Origin of the sequence: Methanobrevibacter sp. 87.7 (genome assembly GCF_002208625.1) — an archaeon.
Lineage (GTDB): Archaea > Methanobacteriota > Methanobacteria > Methanobacteriales > Methanobacteriaceae > Methanarmilla.
The window spans coordinates 1-11,412 of record NZ_MRCT01000056.1 but is presented as its reverse complement, the minus strand read 5'-3'; the positions used below and the strand labels follow the sequence as shown (position 1 = coordinate 11,412).

General features: G+C 26.2%; 19 protein-coding genes. 17 read left to right on the top strand and 2 right to left on the bottom strand.

Going from position 1 to position 11,412, the window contains the following annotated elements:
* Positions 1-221: 221 nt before the first annotated feature.
* The 17 genes from BGI41_RS04020 to BGI41_RS03940 all read left to right on the top strand — a co-directional run bounded on the left by BGI41_RS04020 (position 222) and on the right by BGI41_RS03940 (position 10,239).
* Complete coding sequence (locus BGI41_RS04020) at positions 222-536, top strand: Na+/H+ antiporter subunit E (RefSeq protein ID WP_088538950.1); 315 nt, start codon at positions 222-224, stop codon at positions 534-536.
* A gap of 33 nt (positions 537-569) precedes the next feature.
* Positions 570-830, top strand: a complete 261-nt coding sequence (locus BGI41_RS04015) for a hypothetical protein (protein WP_088538949.1) — start codon at positions 570-572, stop codon at positions 828-830.
* A gap of 3 nt (positions 831-833) precedes the next feature.
* The gene (locus tag BGI41_RS04010; RefSeq protein ID WP_088538948.1) at positions 834-1,133 is read left to right on the top strand and encodes a monovalent cation/H(+) antiporter subunit G; all 300 of its coding nucleotides are present in this window, start codon (positions 834-836) and stop codon (positions 1,131-1,133) included.
* On the top strand, positions 1,126-1,365 hold the full coding sequence (locus BGI41_RS04005) for a hydrogenase subunit MbhD domain-containing protein (protein WP_088538947.1): 240 nt from the start codon (positions 1,126-1,128) through the stop codon (positions 1,363-1,365). The genes BGI41_RS04010 and BGI41_RS04005 overlap by 8 nt, the downstream gene beginning before the upstream one ends.
* A gap of 4 nt (positions 1,366-1,369) precedes the next feature.
* Positions 1,370-1,753 carry a cation:proton antiporter subunit C gene (locus tag BGI41_RS04000; RefSeq protein WP_369829833.1) on the top strand — a complete coding sequence of 128 codons (384 nt, stop codon included), beginning with the start codon at positions 1,370-1,372 and terminating at the stop codon, positions 1,751-1,753.
* On the top strand, positions 1,750-3,246 hold the full coding sequence (gene ehbF, locus BGI41_RS03995) for an energy conserving hydrogenase EhbF (protein ID WP_088538945.1): 1,497 nt from the start codon (positions 1,750-1,752) through the stop codon (positions 3,244-3,246). Before BGI41_RS04000 ends, ehbF begins: the two co-directional genes overlap by 4 nt.
* A complete protein-coding gene (locus BGI41_RS03990) occupies positions 3,243-3,563 on the top strand; it encodes an energy-converting hydrogenase B subunit G EhbG (RefSeq protein WP_088538944.1) in 321 nt (106 codons plus the stop codon). Before ehbF ends, BGI41_RS03990 begins: the two co-directional genes overlap by 4 nt.
* Positions 3,563-3,847: an EhbH gene (locus tag BGI41_RS03985; RefSeq protein WP_088538943.1), complete on the top strand. Its 285-nt coding sequence runs from the start codon at positions 3,563-3,565 to the stop codon at positions 3,845-3,847. The genes BGI41_RS03990 and BGI41_RS03985 overlap by 1 nt, the downstream gene beginning before the upstream one ends.
* A 10-nt stretch (positions 3,848-3,857) precedes the next feature.
* Positions 3,858-4,334 carry an MnhB domain-containing protein gene (locus tag BGI41_RS03980; protein WP_088538952.1) on the top strand — a complete coding sequence of 159 codons (477 nt, stop codon included), beginning with the start codon at positions 3,858-3,860 and terminating at the stop codon, positions 4,332-4,334.
* Positions 4,334-4,600: an energy-converting hydrogenase B subunit J gene (locus tag BGI41_RS03975; RefSeq protein ID WP_088538942.1), complete on the top strand. Its 267-nt coding sequence runs from the start codon at positions 4,334-4,336 to the stop codon at positions 4,598-4,600. Before BGI41_RS03980 ends, BGI41_RS03975 begins: the two co-directional genes overlap by 1 nt.
* A 14-nt stretch (positions 4,601-4,614) precedes the next feature.
* Positions 4,615-6,000, top strand: coding sequence for a 4Fe-4S binding protein (locus tag BGI41_RS03970; protein WP_088538941.1), 1,386 nt, complete (start codon positions 4,615-4,617; stop codon positions 5,998-6,000).
* A gap of 9 nt (positions 6,001-6,009) precedes the next feature.
* Positions 6,010-6,504 (top strand): 4Fe-4S binding protein, encoded by a 495-nt coding sequence (locus BGI41_RS03965; RefSeq protein WP_088538940.1) that lies wholly within the window; start codon positions 6,010-6,012, stop codon positions 6,502-6,504.
* 37 nt (positions 6,505-6,541) lie between these two features.
* A complete protein-coding gene (locus BGI41_RS03960; RefSeq protein ID WP_088538939.1) occupies positions 6,542-6,988 on the top strand; it encodes an NADH-quinone oxidoreductase subunit B family protein in 447 nt (148 codons plus the stop codon).
* A 51-nt stretch (positions 6,989-7,039) separates the two neighbouring features.
* Entirely contained in the window at positions 7,040-8,173 is a 1,134-nt protein-coding gene (locus tag BGI41_RS03955; RefSeq protein WP_088538938.1) for a nickel-dependent hydrogenase large subunit, read from the top strand.
* A gap of 10 nt (positions 8,174-8,183) precedes the next feature.
* Positions 8,184-9,185: a respiratory chain complex I subunit 1 family protein gene (locus BGI41_RS03950; RefSeq protein ID WP_088538937.1), complete on the top strand. Its 1,002-nt coding sequence runs from the start codon at positions 8,184-8,186 to the stop codon at positions 9,183-9,185.
* Between the two features lie 10 nt (positions 9,186-9,195).
* Positions 9,196-9,456, top strand: coding sequence for an energy-converting hydrogenase B subunit P (locus BGI41_RS03945; RefSeq protein WP_088538936.1), 261 nt, complete (start codon positions 9,196-9,198; stop codon positions 9,454-9,456).
* Between the two features lie 120 nt (positions 9,457-9,576).
* The gene (locus tag BGI41_RS03940; RefSeq protein ID WP_088538935.1) at positions 9,577-10,239 is read left to right on the top strand and encodes a DUF5612 domain-containing protein; all 663 of its coding nucleotides are present in this window, start codon (positions 9,577-9,579) and stop codon (positions 10,237-10,239) included.
* A gap of 121 nt (positions 10,240-10,360) precedes the next feature.
* Here the strand turns inward: BGI41_RS03940 and BGI41_RS08755 are convergent, their stop codons facing one another.
* Both BGI41_RS08755 and BGI41_RS03930 read right to left on the bottom strand, forming a co-directional pair.
* Positions 10,361-10,525 carry a Dna2/Cas4 domain-containing protein gene (locus tag BGI41_RS08755; protein WP_394335015.1) on the bottom strand — a complete coding sequence of 55 codons (165 nt, stop codon included), beginning with the start codon at positions 10,523-10,525 and terminating at the stop codon, positions 10,361-10,363.
* 117 nt (positions 10,526-10,642) lie between these two features.
* Positions 10,643-11,188, bottom strand: a complete 546-nt coding sequence (locus tag BGI41_RS03930) for a recombinase RecB (RefSeq protein WP_088538934.1) — start codon at positions 11,186-11,188, stop codon at positions 10,643-10,645.
* Between the last annotated feature and the right edge of the window lie 224 nt (positions 11,189-11,412).

The window sequence follows — 11,412 nt, the reverse complement described above, 5'->3', positions numbered from 1 at the left end:
TTATTTTGTATTCTAAATTTTAAAAAATTTTAGTTTATTTTCTATTTTTTTTAATATTTTTTAATATTTTTTCTAATTTTTGTATTTTTGTTTTCTAATTTTTCATATTAAATCAAAAGATTTATAATAAATAATCATGATATATTATTTTATGATTTCATGAAAATTTTATCTTTCATGAAAAGTTTATAATTTAAATTTTTTAATTGGGGCTTTTTAAAATGTTTTTAAAAAGAGTTTATTATGGGATAATTTATTTTTTAGATTTATTGTATGAAATTGTCAAAGCTACTTATGATGTATCTGTCAGAACAGTACATAAAGACATGATTGAACCCGTTGTTGTTGATATTCATACTGATTTAGAAAGAACTGTTTCTCAAACAATTTTAGCAAACAGTATTACATTAACTCCAGGTACTTTAACTGTTGATCTTATTCCTGAAGATCAAATAATTAAAGTTGCAATTATAGCTCCAAGAGATACTGAAGATATTATTCCTTTTGAAAAATATATTAAAAAAATGTTGGAATAGTTTCTTTTTTTAAAATCTTATTAATGTGATAGTATGGAGATACTACTGATTTCAGAATATATTTTAATTATAGCACTTCTATTTATGATGTTAGTTGCTTTAAGGGTCTCTGCTAAAAAAAGTATTTTATCTACTTTAATTGGTACTTCTGCAGTTACTTTAACAATGGGTGTTTTATTAATTCTTATTGGTGAAGTATTCTCTATTGGATTTTGTAGAGATATAGCACTAGCAATTATATTTTTAGGTGTTGTAGGTACTATAGGTTATGCTATTGTAGCGAGGAGGACTTAAACTATGTCTTTAATTCTTAGTTATATACAATCTATTTTATTGATTATTTCTGCTATTTTAATTTTTATTGTAGGAGTGGGAATCCTTAGATTAGATGATGATTTAGATAATATAGAATATGCTAAATTACATATATTGGGAATATTAGATATGGCTTGTATTTTAGCATTACTTGCATTAAATCAAGTTCTTATTGCAATTCTTTACTTTTTAGTAACACCTTTTGTAGCTCATGCTATTGCTAATGCATATTACTATAGTGAAGATGAAATTAACAATACGTGTGGGGATAATGATGATTGAAGTTATTTTAGTTATTATTGTTACTTTAATAGCTAGTATTTTAACTTTATTACAAGAAGATTTATTAAAAGTAGCAATTTTATCAGGTATTTCTGCTGTTGGTATTGCAGTTTTGTTCCAAATCCTTTTAGCTCCTGATGTAGCTTTAACACAGGCTATTGTTGGAGGAGCAATTACTCCTGTATTTATTGCTTTAGCTATTAAAAAAACACAAAGGATGGAAGGTGAATAATATGATGATAAGTACTCAATTATTATGTTTATTTGCTGCTGGTGCACTTATTATCATTGGTCTTTTTGCAGCTATTTTTATAGATAATATTATTAAAAAAGTAGTTGGACTTTCATTTATTGAAGAAGGAGTTAACCTATTTATTATATGTTTAACTTATAAAGAAGGAGGAATTGTTCCTATTTTGGCTCCTGGAATGAATGTTAATTGGTTTGCACAAAATGCTGCTTATCCTTTACCTCAAGCACTTGTATTAACAAGTATTGTTATTGGAGCAAGTACTTTAGCTGTAATCTTAGCTTTAACCATGTTTTTATATAAAAAATATGGTAGTTTAAGTGCTCATGAAATTTTAAATAATAAATATGATATGGGGGATGAAGAATGAATTATTTAATCCCTTTAATGGTAATTTTCCCAATATTTGCAGCTTTACTTATAAATTTATTTGGAAAACATAATAAAACAATTAAAATTTTATCTTTTATTGTTGCTATTATTCTTCCACTAATTACATTATTTGCAAGTTATGGATTACATTTCTTTGGTGGACATAAACCACTTATAGATACAAATATTACAGGTTTACCTACATATATTACTAGTACTAATTTATATTCAATGCATCCAGCTATTACATATTCATTTACTCCATTAACTAAAGTATTCATCTTTATAATGTGTATTATTGTATTTTTATCTGTGTTTAGTTATTTAACATCAGAAAAAAAAGCATCTGGTTCCTTTTTATTCCTTGTATTTATGGGAACTGCAGCTGTTAGTGCAATGATATTATCTGATGATTTATTTAATATGTATGTATTCTTTGAAATTGCAGCTTTAGTTCAAACCGGTATTGTAATTGCATCTAAAGCAGAAGATAATTACGAAACTGCTTTAAAATATATGATTCTTGGTTCCATTGGGGGGCCTATGTTATTATTAGGTATTACAATTTTACTTGCTATTACTGGTAGTGTAAATATAACTGATATTGCAATTATAATAAGCACTGTATTAATTAAATCTCCAATTTCAAAAGCAGTAGTATTATTCTCATTTGCATTAATTTTATTTGGTTGGTTATATGCATCTGGTTTCCCACCATTCCATGTAATTAAATCATCACTTTATAGTAAATCTGAATCTTACGGATCTTCTATTCTTCAGGCTATGAGTTTACTTACATTAGTTGCTTTCCTTATTGCAATGGCTAGAATGTTTTATTTAATAAATATATTCAATGGAGCAATTCTTATTGTTTCTATTATTGCAATGATTCTTGGAGTATCAATGGCAGTTATGCAAACTGATTTCAGAAGAATGATTGCATATTTATCTGTTGGAGAATTAGGATTTGTTGGACTTGGATTTGGTTTAGGAACAAAATTTTCAATGACTGCAGGTTTATTCCAAGGTATTAATGAAATGATTGTTACTGCATTATTATTCCTTGGTTTAGGTTCTGTTGTATATTTAACTAATACTTCAAATATTAGGAAACTTGGAGGATTAATCTCTAAAAGTGAATCTATGGCTATAATGGTATTACTTGGAGGTTTTGCAATGGCAGGTGTTCCTCCATTTAATGGATTCAGAAGTAAATTCATGATTATTCATGCTGCTTTACTTGCAGGATATCCAGAAGTTGCAGTTATTGCTATATTAATTAGTATTGCAACATTCTTTGTATTTGTAAAAGCATTACATGGAATTTATTTAAAACCACAACCTAATGATTTAGAATTTGTACATGATTCTATTCCTAAATCTGTAATCTTTTCAGTTGCAGTATTAACAATTATGTGTTTAATTTTAGGATTATATCCTGAAATTGTTACTGTACCTATTTCACAAGCTTTAGGAGGATTAATCATATGAGTTATTATGATGACTTCTTAAATTTTATTAAAGAGAGATATTCTAAAAAACACATGACTAATGAAAATGTTTCAGGAGCTATTGCTTCTGAACTTATTGTTATTTCATCATTATTAATTACAGCTTTATTACTTAGACATATTAGTGTATTATTAACTGGTATTGTAATTATTATTCTTATAATGTTAATTGTAAGTAATTTACCTTTATCTATTAAATTATTTGATGAACAAGATGATTCATTAGATAAAATGATGTTTTACACTGTTATAACCTTAGGTATTATTGTTAGTTTAATTTATTGGAGTGGTTTCTGATGACAAGTTCTATAAGAAAATTATTAGCATCAGTAGTAACTATACTCTTTTCTGTATCATTATTTGATGCACTATTTAAGATTAGTAAGATTATTACTCCAGGTATAAGTAAAGTTTATAATTTCCTTGGAACTCAAGTTGAACCAAACATGGTTACTTTAATTGTATTTGATTGGAGAGGTTATGATACTTTAGGTGAATCTTTAATCTTAGTAACTGCAGTTTTAATTGTTTTACTTGTATTTGGTAGAGGAAGACTTAAAGGAGATGACCAAAATGAGTAGTAAAGATAATATGAGTCCAATACTTAAAATTTTTGTATTACCTGCTTCATTTATATTTATTTGTGCTGGAATCTTGACTATTTTAGGGGGACATATAACTCCTGGTGGTGGTTTTCAAGGAGGAGCAATGATTTCTGCAGGTATAATTTTATGTCTTTTAGTATTTGGTTTGGAAGATTCTCCTATTGAACTTTCAGAAGATTTTATATCTGCTATTGAATCTATTGGTGCTTTAGGATATGTTATTTTAGGATTAATTGGTTTATATTTCGGAGGATCATTTTTATATAATGTGGGGACTGATTTTTATTCAATTGTACCAAATTATATTGTAAATATTTTCCATTATCCTGATGTTACAAATGCAGGTATTGTTCCATATTTCAATATTTTAGTGGGTTTAAAAGTATTTGTAGGTTTAACTGCTATTGTAATTGCATTTATGGCTTTTAGATCTTTAAGTGATGAGAAAGAGGAGGAAAAATAATGATTAGTTGGGGCCCTATAATATTTGGTTTTATTTTTGGTTGTATTATTGGATCTAGGTTTAGATTAGATGATTATTTCAATAAAACTTCTCTTCTTGTAGTGTTTATTCTTGCATTAGTTGTAGCTTATTTAGAAGGAGCATTCCCATTTTATAATGACTTTGTATTTTCTACTGGTTTTGCTTCTGCAGCTATTGCTTTAGTAATTACAAATTTAATCTTTGGAAGGAAAAAAAATTCCAATTCAAGAAAAAATACTGATTAAAGGAAGTTATGATTATGTTTTTATCTACAAATGAATGTGATGGAAATGGGGAATGTATTAAACGTTGTCCTACTGAAGCTATACGTTTAATAAATAATAAAGCATTTAGTTGTATTACATGTGGTGCTTGTTATCGTGCTTGTCCAAATAATGCTATTTATAAAAATAAATATGGTGGATATGTAGTTGATAGAGCAAAATGTAATGGATGTGGAATTTGCCAATATAATTGTCCTATAAATAATATTAAAATCACAGAAGATGGTGTTGTTAAAGGAATTTGTGCTCGTTGTGGTGCTTGTGTAGATTCTTGTCCAATTGATGCAAGAGTTGATGGTTTTACTTTATTTAAAACTAAACAATTAAATTATTTAAAATCTTTTGGTATTGAACTTCCAAAAATGAATACTCCAACAATTTTTAATAATAAAACTGTTTCAAGAGTTTCTGTAAACACTAATACTGATGATTGTATTTTATGTGGTAGATGTGATTATTACTGTCCAACTAATGCAATTAATGTTACAGTTGATAAATTTGATGGTATTTGTAATGAATGTGGAGTATGTGAAGATGTTTGTCCAACAAATTCAATTAATAATGGAATAATTAATCATAATACTTGTACTAAATGTTTAAAATGTCTTAAATCTTGTCCAAGTCATGCTATTAATTTTGATGATTATAAAATCAATATTATTAAATTGAATCAAAGGAATGATGGAACAATTATTTCTTGTTTAAACTGTGGATTATGTTCTGATTTATCTAAAGGAGATTCATTAGTTAAAATAAATAATAAATTAGTATTTGATCTTAGTAAAGATTTTAGTTCTGAAGATTTTGAAGAGTCTATTGATAAATGTCCAGTTTCTATTTTACATTTAAATAATGAAACTCTTAATGTTAATGGAATAGTTAAAGATTCCTTACTTGAAGGTTATTGTGTATTATGTGGAAATTGTGTTGATGTTTGTAAACAAGATGCACGTTCTTTTAATATTGTAGAATGGGATGGTTCAGTATCTGATGATTGTATACGTTGTGGTACTTGTGCAGAATTTTGTCCTTATGATTTAATTACTCTTACTTATGAAGGAATTCTTGTTGATTTAGATAATTGTATTTTATGTGAAACTTGTGGAATATATTGTCCTAAAAATGCAATTAAAACAACTACTCTTGCTAAGAAAAGAGTTCTTGATGGATTTAATCAAATTGATTCTAAATCCTGTATTTATTGTAAATTATGTTATGATATTTGTCCAGAAAATGCTATTATTGATAATGGAGATAGTGTCTCTGTTGATGAAGATAAATGTATTTATTGTGGAGCATGTTACAACATTTGTCCATCAAGGGCAATTATCTTTGATAGAAGTTTTGTTAATAAAAATTAGGTGTTTTAAATGAAAAATTTAATTAGAATAATGTTAGAAGGTGCTTTTTCTAACATTAAAAGAATTTTCTTTGCTTCAGATAGAGTAACTGATATGAAGTTAAGGGAAGATATCTTAAATGGTAATGTTAAACCTGAAACAAAAGTTGATCTTGATTCCTGTATTGGTTGTGGTGGTTGTGCTAATGTTTGTCCTACTGGTGCAATTACAATGAAAAAATTAAATCAAGCTGAATGGTTAGCTGATGGTTGGGTTAAAAAAGAAGTTCCTGAATTAGATTCAAGTAAATGTGTTGTATGTTATTGGTGTCATGATTTTTGCCCAATTTATGCATTGTTTGGATTACCTGCATCAATACATCCAAATTCTGTAGGAGAATTCGGTACTTCACCTAAAGATTTAATTGAAAGACCATTTAGGATACCTGAAGATAAAGTTCAATTTATATCACAATATTTATCTGATAAGACTGTTATTAAAAATTATAAAAATAGTAAAGAATGATTAATATTTATTAAATTATTGTTATAGGAAGGTTGTTATGAGTTTAAAAGCATATTCAAGAGCAAGGGCTATACATGTTATGCTCGTTTATACTGGTGGATGTAATGGTTGTGATATTGAGATAGTTAATTCTATACTTTCACCAAGATTTGATGCAGAGCAATATAAAGTGTTTTTAACATGGAATTCTCGTGAAACAGATGTTTTAGTTGTAACTGGTCCTGTTACTCATTTAAATAAAGATCCATTAATTAAAATTTATAATGCTATACCTAATCCTAAACTTGTTGTTGCTGCTGGTTCATGTGCATTAATGGGTGGAGTTTATAAAAATATTCATGGAGATATTCCATCTGAAGAAATTGAAGGTCCTGTTGAAAATATAATTCCTGTTGATGCTAAAATTCCAGGATGTTCTGTAAGGCCACAAGATGTTTTATCTGGTGTAGTATCACTTTTACCAAAATTATTAGATGCAGATTAAATTTATTATTATTATATCATATGGTTAAAAAAATTTTAAGGGAGTTTAAAAATGATTGAAGATAAAAAGCCTAGAAAAGGTCAATTCATTGAAACAGAAGTTCCAATGGGTACTGTTCACCCTGCTGCTTTAGAACCATATCGTGTTAGATTTTTTGTAGAGGATGAAATTATTCAGGAAGCAGAAATTACTATTGGTGTAAACCATAGAGGTGTTGAAAGAATTATGGAAGGACTTCCTGTAGAAAAAGCTAATGCTTTAACTGAAAAAATTTGTGGAATATGTTCTAATATCCATACATGGAATTCAGTATTAGTTGCAGAAAAAGGTTTAAACATTGATATTCCAGATAGAGCAAATTATATTCGAGTTATTATGGGTGAACTTGAAAGATTACATAGTCACTTATTATATTTAGCACATGGTTGCGAAGTTTTAGGTCATGAAACATTTTCAATGAGAGCATTTTATATTAGGGAAACCGTAATGGAATTACTTAATATGATTGGTGGAAATAGAGTTCAATATGGTGTTTCTCTTATTGGTGGAGTAAGACCTAGATGTGAACTTAATGAAATGAGAATCCAAAAAATTGAAGAAGGTATGGATACACTTGAAAAAAATTTAAAAAACTTCTCAGATAGATTTATTGCAGATCCAATAGTTAATTCCAGGATTGAAGGTGTAGGATTTTTATCTCTTAAACAAGCTAAAAAATTAGAAGTTACTGGACCTTGTATTCGTGCATGTGGATATGAACATGATTTAAGAACTGAAATGAAAGAATATAATGATTTTGATTTTGATATTATAACTCTTGATGGTTGTGATGTAAGATCTAATCTTTTAGTTAGAGCACTTGAATGTTTTGAATCAATTAAAATTATAAGACAAGCTGTTAAAAATCTTCCTAATGGTCCAATTGTTAATAGATCATGGGAAATGACTGATTGTGATATAACAAAACATTATATTGAAGCTCCAAGAGGAATTTTATATGATTCTTATGCTTTAGAAGATGGTAGAGTTAGAAGTTCTATTATTAGAACTCCTTCTTTAACAAATATAGGAGCTACTCAATATGCTTGTATTGGAAATCATATTACTGATGGTCAATTATGTATAGTACAATGTGATCCATGTTTTACTTGTACAGATAGAGCTTTTGAAATTATAAATTTATAGAGGGAAAAATATGGCAGATATAACTGTTTTGTATTCAATTATTGGAGCAATTATTACTTTAATTGTTTGTTTTATAATTGGATCATTTTTACCAGGTATTGAAAGAAAATTTGTTCATGCAAGAATTCAACAACGTATTGGTCCGCCATTTACAGTTCCAGGTATTGTAGCACCAATTAAATTCATATTTAAAAAGAATTTAGAGCCTAATTCACCTGCTCCTGGAATTTATAAATCATTACCAATAATTAGTTTTTTAGCTATACTATTTATTCTATTATTCTTAACTCCTCAAATGTATCCTGTTTATTTATTAAGCAGTATTATTGCTATTGTAGGATTATTAAAAGTAGAAGAAATTTGTTATGTATTTATGGGTGCTTTATCTAAATCTGTTATGTCATTATCTATGAAATTTCCAGATTTAGTTAAAGGAGCAGTTCATACTGATGTAATTAGGTCTCATATTGAAGATATAAGTTCTAAAAGATCTCTTAGAATGATTACATATGGTTCATTTCCATTATATTTAGCATTATTTGTTCCTGTTGTATGTTCTAAAAGTCTTTATATTTTTGATATTGTTAAATATCAACAAATTCATGGACCTCTCTTATTTACTACTGCAGGTATTTTAGCTGCAATAGCATTCTTTATTGGATCTTTAGTTGTAATGAATGAATGTCCATTTAATTTAATTGAAGCAGAATCTGATGTTATACAAGGACCTTATATGGAATACTCTGCAGGTTATCGTTCAATTATTTATTGGACTAAAGGATTATTAATGTTTACATTAGCAGCATTATTTACAATATTTTTCCTTGGTTTCCCTCTTAATATTTTCTCATGGAATATTATATTGTTTATTGTTGTTGCTTTAATATACACATTACTTGTAGGAATTTTCAGTGCATTTACACCAATATTTATTAATAGACAATTATATCCAATTATAATTTCTTCAACACTTCTTGGTGTTCTTGCAATTATTGTAGGAATTTTAGTTTAGAGATGATAAAATGAAATTTGTAATGAGACCTTATCATATCTTAAGTTTAGGTGGATATATAGTAGAAAGAAATTTTCCATATAGAAATTTAATAGTTGTAAATAAAACACCTGAACCTATTAAAATAGAAGTTCCTGTATTTGAGGAATCTTGGATTGAAGAACATAGAAAATTAGGTTTAGAAGTTATTCCAGTAAAAGAAGAAGATAATTATCTTATGATGTTTAAAAAAGCTCATGCAAAATTAGATAAGATTAAAAACAATTTATAAATTCTTTTTATAATAACTTTTAAATTATTACTTTTTTTTAATTTATTTTTTTTAGAATATTTTTATATTTTAATCAATATAATATATTTATTAATTAATTTTTTTAATAACTGTGATATCATGTCTAATTATTCAATAAGTATTAAATCTCATGAAGAACCTGGAGTTTTAGAAAAAGTTACTGATATTATTGCTAATCATAATGTTAATATTGTTTATCTTTATCTTTTCATTGAAAATAATACTAAAGGAAATATTAATTTAGAACTTGAAAATGTTTCAGATATTGATAATTTAATTAATGATTTAAAAGCTTTAGATTCTGTTGAAAGTGTGGAAATTTATGCATCTCAAGAAGATGTATTTGGAAAACGTATAATTATTTATGGTGGGGGAGCACAAGTATCTCAAGTTGCATTAGGAGCAATTACTGAAGCGGATAGGCATAATATTCGTGGTGAAAGAATAAGTGTAGATACATTACCTGTTGTTGGTGAAGATAATATTGCAGAAGCAGTTAATGAATTATCTAGAATTCCTAGAGTTAGTGTTCTTGTTCTTGCAGGTTCTTTAATGGGTGGAAGAATTGTTGATGAAATTAAAAAAATTAAAGAACAAAGAGATTTAACTGTTATAAGTTTGAATATGCCTGGTAGTGTTGTTGATGTTGCTGATTTAGTTGTAACTGATCCAATACAAGCAGGGGTTATGGCAGTAATGCAAATAGCAGATACTGCTGTTTTTGATTATAATATTTTAAAAAAGAATCATAGGAAATTTTAAATATAAATGTGAAATCTTTTAAATATTAATTATTTAATATTTACATATTTTTTGTTATTATGATTGTATAGAAATTATTTTATAAAATTTCAAATAATATGCATTATTTTCTAATTTTGGTTTATAAATCTATAGGATTTGTGAAATCTTCTAAGCACATTTCTTTATATTCACATTTTTTACATTTATTTTTTTCATACTTTATTGTTGGTGTCTCTTTATTTATTGTTATTTTTTTAATAGAATCAAGTATTCTAAATAAGCTTTTTCTAAGATTTGCATCTATTACAACAGCTCTTCTTTCTGCAAAATTAACATATTCTACAAATCCAACATATACATCTGTTTCAAATTCTTCTTCTATTAAAATACTATTACATGCAAGTTCTATTGCATCACTATCCTATACTCCTTGAGTAGGAGGTATATTGAATTTATAGATTATTGGAAAATATTTTCCTTTAATTATTTCTATTTTATCAATTATTCCATTAATGTCTAATTGTGAATCTCTTAAAAAATAGTTATACATTGATGTTGGATATATTATTTTATTTATGGAATGTCCATCTTTATTTGTTAAAATCATAAAACGTTTTGCTTTTATTGATAATAATTTATTATTAAATCTAGTTTCTTCAAGTAAATCTATTTTATATTTTTCAAAATCTGCATTATCATAATGTTCATACTTAAATATTTCATTAAGTCTTGTTATTACATAATATTTAATATTTTTATTTAATTCTTTTTCAATAGTTTCAATACTCATTGATTTGTTGATTCTTTTTAAATTCTTTTGAATAATATCTTTTATATCAATTCTTAATTCTTTAATTTCTCTATTAAATTTATATTTCTTATTTTCTTCATTTTTTTGAATATTTTCTTGATAATATAAATTTAAAGGACAATACATATATGTTTTTATTGTGTTTAAATTAATCATTATCTCACTTCTTATACTTACAGCTATTAAATCATTGTATTAAATTATTAAATATCTAATATTTAAATAGTTAAGTATAAATCTATTATACACTTTTATTTTAAAAAATATTTAACTGTCTGTAAATATTTAAGTTTAAAAAATATTTTCAGATGAGAAAATTAGTTTTATAAATTTTTATAATTTTTATTATTTTAAAAAATAGTTTTTATCTAATAAATTTT

Bases quoted from the DNA above. Each gene is read 5' to 3' on its own strand.
- ehbF (WP_088538945.1), top strand. From the start codon at position 1,750: ATGAATTATTTAATCCCTTTAATGGTAATTTTCCCAATATTTGCAGCT.
- BGI41_RS03955 (WP_088538938.1), top strand. From the start codon at position 7,040: ATGATTGAAGATAAAAAGCCTAGAAAAGGTCAATTCATTGAAACAGAA.
- BGI41_RS03990 (WP_088538944.1), top strand. From the start codon at position 3,243: ATGAGTTATTATGATGACTTCTTAAATTTTATTAAAGAGAGATATTCT.
- BGI41_RS03930 (WP_088538934.1), bottom strand. From the start codon at position 11,188: ATGATTAATTTAAACACAATAAAAACATATATGTATTGTCCTTTAAAT.
- BGI41_RS03960 (WP_088538939.1), top strand. From the start codon at position 6,542: ATGAGTTTAAAAGCATATTCAAGAGCAAGGGCTATACATGTTATGCTC.
- BGI41_RS03970 (WP_088538941.1), top strand. From the start codon at position 4,615: ATGTTTTTATCTACAAATGAATGTGATGGAAATGGGGAATGTATTAAA.
- BGI41_RS03975 (WP_088538942.1), top strand. From the start codon at position 4,334: ATGATTAGTTGGGGCCCTATAATATTTGGTTTTATTTTTGGTTGTATT.
- BGI41_RS03985 (WP_088538943.1), top strand. From the start codon at position 3,563: ATGACAAGTTCTATAAGAAAATTATTAGCATCAGTAGTAACTATACTC.
- BGI41_RS04015 (WP_088538949.1), top strand. From the start codon at position 570: ATGGAGATACTACTGATTTCAGAATATATTTTAATTATAGCACTTCTA.
- BGI41_RS04020 (WP_088538950.1), top strand. From the start codon at position 222: ATGTTTTTAAAAAGAGTTTATTATGGGATAATTTATTTTTTAGATTTA.
- BGI41_RS04000 (WP_369829833.1), top strand. From the start codon at position 1,370: ATGATAAGTACTCAATTATTATGTTTATTTGCTGCTGGTGCACTTATT.
- BGI41_RS03945 (WP_088538936.1), top strand. From the start codon at position 9,196: ATGAAATTTGTAATGAGACCTTATCATATCTTAAGTTTAGGTGGATAT.
- BGI41_RS04005 (WP_088538947.1), top strand. From the start codon at position 1,126: ATGATTGAAGTTATTTTAGTTATTATTGTTACTTTAATAGCTAGTATT.
- BGI41_RS03950 (WP_088538937.1), top strand. From the start codon at position 8,184: ATGGCAGATATAACTGTTTTGTATTCAATTATTGGAGCAATTATTACT.
- BGI41_RS03965 (WP_088538940.1), top strand. From the start codon at position 6,010: ATGAAAAATTTAATTAGAATAATGTTAGAAGGTGCTTTTTCTAACATT.
- BGI41_RS03940 (WP_088538935.1), top strand. From the start codon at position 9,577: ATGTCTAATTATTCAATAAGTATTAAATCTCATGAAGAACCTGGAGTT.
- BGI41_RS03980 (WP_088538952.1), top strand. From the start codon at position 3,858: ATGAGTCCAATACTTAAAATTTTTGTATTACCTGCTTCATTTATATTT.
- BGI41_RS04010 (WP_088538948.1), top strand. From the start codon at position 834: ATGTCTTTAATTCTTAGTTATATACAATCTATTTTATTGATTATTTCT.